Genomic DNA, 4,973 nt, shown 5'->3' with positions numbered 1-4,973 from the left:
GGGTTGTAAACTGCTTTTGTACGGAACGAAACGGCCTTTTCTAATAAAGAGGGCTAATGACGGTACCGTAAGAATAAGCACCGGCTAACTACGTGCCAGCAGCCGCGGTAATACGTAGGGTGCAAGCGTTAATCGGAATTACTGGGCGTAAAGCGTGCGCAGGCGGTTATGTAAGACAGTTGTGAAATCCCCGGGCTCAACCTGGGAACTGCATCTGTGACTGCATAGCTAGAGTACGGTAGAGGGGGATGGAATTCCGCGTGTAGCAGTGAAATGCGTAGATATGCGGAGGAACACCGATGGCGAAGGCAATCCCCTGGACCTGTACTGACGCTCATGCACGAAAGCGTGGGGAGCAAACAGGATTAGATACCCTGGTAGTCCACGCCCTAAACGATGTCAACTGGTTGTTGGGTCTTCACTGACTCAGTAACGAAGCTAACGCGTGAAGTTGACCGCCTGGGGAGTACGGCCGCAAGGTTGAAACTCAAAGGAATTGACGGGGACCCGCACAAGCGGTGGATGATGTGGTTTAATTCGATGCAACGCGAAAAACCTTACCCACCTTTGACATGTACGGAATTCGCCAGAGATGGCTTAGTGCTCGAAAGAGAACCGTAACACAGGTGCTGCATGGCTGTCGTCAGCTCGTGTCGTGAGATGTTGGGTTAAGTCCCGCAACGAGCGCAACCCTTGTCATTAGTTGCTACATTCAGTTGGGCACTCTAATGAGACTGCCGGTGACAAACCGGAGGAAGGTGGGGATGACGTCAAGTCCTCATGGCCCTTATAGGTGGGGCTACACACGTCATACAATGGCTGGTACAAAGGGTTGCCAACCCGCGAGGGGGAGCTAATCCCATAAAACCAGTCGTAGTCCGGATCGCAGTCTGCAACTCGACTGCGTGAAGTCGGAATCGCTAGTAATCGTGGATCAGAATGTCACGGTGAATACGTTCCCGGGTCTTGTACACACCGCCCGTCACACCATGGGAGCGGGTTCTGCCAGAAGTAGTTAGCTTAACCGCAAGGAGGGCGATTACCACGGCAGGGTTCGTGACTGGGGTGAAGTCGTAACAAGGTAGCCGTATCGGAAGGTGCGGCTGGATCACCTCCTTTCTGGAAACAAGCAATTTAATTTAAACGCCCACACTTATCGGTTGTTGGAAGAAGTCGAAATCTTCATTGATTCTCGATTGGGTCTGTAGCTCAGCTGGTTAGAGCACCGTCTTGATAAGGCGGGGGTCGTTGGTTCGAGCCCAACTAGACCCACCAAATCTTCTGATTTCTCGTGTGAGAGTTTTGGGGGATTAGCTCAGCTGGGAGAGCACCTGCTTTGCAAGCAGGGGGTCGTCGGTTCGATCCCGTCATCCTCCACCAATAAATCGATACTTAATTCAACACCAAAGCAGCTTCTTGCGAAAGCATGAGGCTTCTTTGTTGTTGATCAGGATCTCTTGATCAATCGGCTGTTCTTTAAAAATTCATAGAGTCGAATCAGCGTTGTTGATGGAAACTGCACATTCGTAAAGGTTTAGTGCAGACCGTGCCATCAGCAACATAGAATTTTTGATTGCGTCAAAAGAAACTTCAATTTCGAGTCAAATCGAATTTTGAATGTAACGGCATAACGCGCCAGGTGAAAGACCTGGCAATTCCTTGAAACGATTTTGGATCTCCGCAAGGAGAGCTCAAAGTTATAGGGTCAAGTGAATAAGAGCACGTGGTGGATGCCTTGGCAATGATAGGCGACGAAGGACGTGATAGCCTGCGATAAGCTTCGGGGAGCTGGCAAATTAGCTTTGATCCGGAGATTTCCGAATGGGGAAACCCACCGAAAGGTATCGCATGATGAATACATAGTCATGCGAGGCGAACCGGGTGAACTGAAACATCTCAGTAGCTCGAGGAAAAGACATCAACCGAGATTCCGAAAGTAGTGGCGAGCGAAATCGGAGAAGCCTGTTAGTGATAGCACAAGACATAACGGAACAGCTTGGAAAGGCTGGCCATAGCGGGTGATAGCCCCGTACGTGAAATGACCTGTGTGGTACTGAGCTAACGACAAGTAGGGCGGGACACGAGAAATCCTGTCTGAATATGGGGGGACCATCCTCCAAGGCTAAATACTCATCATTGACCGATAGTGAACTAGTACCGTGAGGGAAAGGCGAAAAGAACCCCGGGAGGGGAGTGAAATAGATCCTGAAACCGCGTGCTTACAAAAAGTAGGAGCCTCGTAAGGGGTGACTGCGTACCTTTTGTATAATGGGTCAGCGACTTACATTCAGTGGCAAGGTTAACCGAATAGGGAAGCCGTAGAGAAATCGAGTCCGAATAGGGCGATCAGTCGCTGGGTGTAGACCCGAAACCAAGTGATCTATCCATGGCCAGGATGAAGGTGCCGTAACAGGTACTGGAGGTCCGAACCGACTAGTGTTGCAAAACTAGCGGATGAGCTGTGGATAGGGGTGAAAGGCTAAACAAACTTGGAAATAGCTGGTTCTCTCCGAAAACTATTTAGGTAGTGCCTCAAGTATTACCATCGGGGGTAGAGCACTGTTTTGGCTAGGGGGTCATGGCGACTTACCAAACCAAGGCAAACTCCGAATACCGATGAGTACAGCTTGGGAGACAGAGCACCGGGTGCTAACGTCCGGACTCAAGAGGGAAACAACCCAGACCGCCAGCTAAGGTCCCTAAAATTGGCTAAGTGGGAAACGAAGTGGGAAGGCTAAAACAGTCAGGATGTTGGCTTAGAAGCAGCCATCATTTAAAGAAAGCGTAATAGCTCACTGATCGAGTCGTCCTGCGCGGAAGATGTAACGGGGCTAAGCCAGTTACCGAAGCTGCGGATTTGCAATTTATTGCAAGTGGTAGGAGAGCGTTCTGTAAGCCTGTGAAGGTGCGTTGTAAAGCGTGCTGGAGGTATCAGAAGTGCGAATGCTGACATGAGTAGCGTTAAAGGGGGTGAAAAGCCCCCTCGCCGTAAGCGCAAGGTTTTCTACGCAACGTTCATCGGCGTAGAGTGAGTCGGCCCCTAAGGCGAGGCAGAGATGCGTAGCTGATGGGAAACAGGTCAATATTCCTGTACCGATATATAGTGCGATGTGGGGACGGATCTTAATAGGTCATCCGGGTGTTGGATATCCCGGTTTAGTTGGATGTAGGCGTGCACTAGGCAAATCCGGTGCACATATACCGAGGCCAACGATCGAGCCAGCTTGCTGGTGAAGTGACTGAACGAGGTTCCAGGAAAAGCCACTAAGCTTCAGCTATATACGACCGTACCGCAAACCGACACTGGTGCGCGAGATGAGTATTCTAAGGCGCTTGAGAGAACTCAGGAGAAGGAACTCGGCAAATTGACACCGTAACTTCGGAAGAAGGTGTGCCCTATTAGTGTGTAGTGAACAACGAAGCATGAATGGGTTGCAAAAAATCGGTGGCTGCGACTGTTTATTAAAAACACAGCACTCTGCAAACACGAAAGTGGACGTATAGGGTGTGACGCCTGCCCGGTGCTGGAAGATTAAATGATGGGGTGCAAGCTCTTGATTGAAGTCCCAGTAAACGGCGGCCGTAACTATAACGGTCCTAAGGTAGCGAAATTCCTTGTCGGGTAAGTTCCGACCTGCACGAATGGCGTAACGATGGCCACACTGTCTCCTCCTGAGACTCAGCGAAGTTGAAATGTTTGTGATGATGCAATCTCCCCGCGGAAAGACGGAAAGACCCCATGAACCTTTACTGTAGCTTTGTATTGGACTTTGAACAGATCTGTGTAGGATAGGTGGGAGGCTTTGAAGCAGGGTCGCTAGATCTTGTGGAGCCAACGTTGAAATACCACCCTGGTGTGTTTGAGGTTCTAACCTAGGTCCATTATCTGGATCGGGGACAGTGCATGGTAGGCAGTTTGACTGGGGCGGTCTCCTCCCAAAGCGTAACGGAGGAGTTCGAAGGTACGCTAGTTACGGTCGGACATCGTGACGATAGTGCAATGGCATAAGCGTGCTTAACTGCGAGACTGACAAGTCGAGCAGATGCGAAAGCAGGACATAGTGATCCGGTGGTTCTGTATGGAAGGGCCATCGCTCAACGGATAAAAGGTACTCTGGGGATAACAGGCTGATACCGCCCAAGAGTTCATATCGACGGCGGTGTTTGGCACCTCGATGTCGGCTCATCTCATCCTGGGGCTGTAGCCGGTCCCAAGGGTATGGCTGTTCGCCATTTAAAGAGGTACGTGAGCTGGGTTTAAAACGTCGTGAGACAGTTTGGTCCCTATCTTCCGTGGGCGCTGCAGATTTGAGGAAGCCTGCTCCTAGTACGAGAGGACCGGAGTGGACACACCTCTGGTGTATCGGTTGTCACGCCAGTGGCATTGCCGAGTAGCTAAGTGTGGAAGAGATAACCGCTGAAAGCATCTAAGCGGGAAACTCGTTTCAAGATGAGATCTGCCGGGGCCTTGAGCCCCCTAAAGAGTCGTTCAAGACCAGGACGTTGATAGGTCAGGTGTGGAAGCGCAGTAATGCGTTAAGCTAACTGATACTAATTGCTCGTGCGGCTTGACCCTATAACTTTGATCAATCCGATCAAGGTGTTATGCCAAGTTGACGCATTCAAAATAATTCGCCAAAGGCTGATTCCAAACTCTATGAATTCGTTGTACTGATCATGTGATCAGCGCGACAACCCTTTATGCCTGATGACCATAGCGAGTTGGTACCACTCCTTCCCATCCCGAACAGGACAGTGAAACGACTCAGCGCCGATGATAGTGCGGGTTCCCGTGTGAAAGTAGGTCATCGTCAGGCTCTTACAGCCCAGAAAACCCCAGTCAGCAATGACTGGGGTTTTTTGCTTTGCGCGCGCGAAAGAGCGCAGAGAAGCAAAAGATAAAGAACAAAAAGCTAAATCAATACAGCCAGAGCAACGCTTGAATAGCAGGCACGGAGCGGGCGAGAAAAGAA

At 50.4% G+C, this 4,973-nt stretch carries 2 tRNA genes and 3 rRNA genes; all 5 read left to right on the top strand.

The features are described 5' to 3' along the window. A 16S ribosomal RNA gene (locus ACGLHS_RS32190) occupies positions 1-1,119 on the top strand; the annotation flags it as partial. 79 nt (positions 1,120-1,198) lie between these two features. After that, positions 1,199-1,275: transfer RNA gene (locus ACGLHS_RS32185), tRNA-Ile, on the top strand. A 29-nt stretch (positions 1,276-1,304) separates the two neighbouring features. Then, positions 1,305-1,380, top strand: a tRNA-Ala gene (locus ACGLHS_RS32180). Between the two features lie 323 nt (positions 1,381-1,703). Beyond that, positions 1,704-4,576 (top strand): 23S ribosomal RNA (locus ACGLHS_RS32175). Between the two features lie 128 nt (positions 4,577-4,704). Next, positions 4,705-4,817, top strand: a 5S ribosomal RNA gene (rrf, locus tag ACGLHS_RS32170). Positions 4,818-4,973 lie beyond the last annotated feature (156 nt).

The sequence above is a fragment of the Variovorax sp. VaC1 genome, assembly GCF_043658315.1.
In the GTDB taxonomy this organism is placed as follows: domain Bacteria; phylum Pseudomonadota; class Gammaproteobacteria; order Burkholderiales; family Burkholderiaceae_C; genus Variovorax.
Note: the sequence above shows the minus strand (reverse complement) of the source record. Positions and strands in the feature narration are given on the sequence as shown.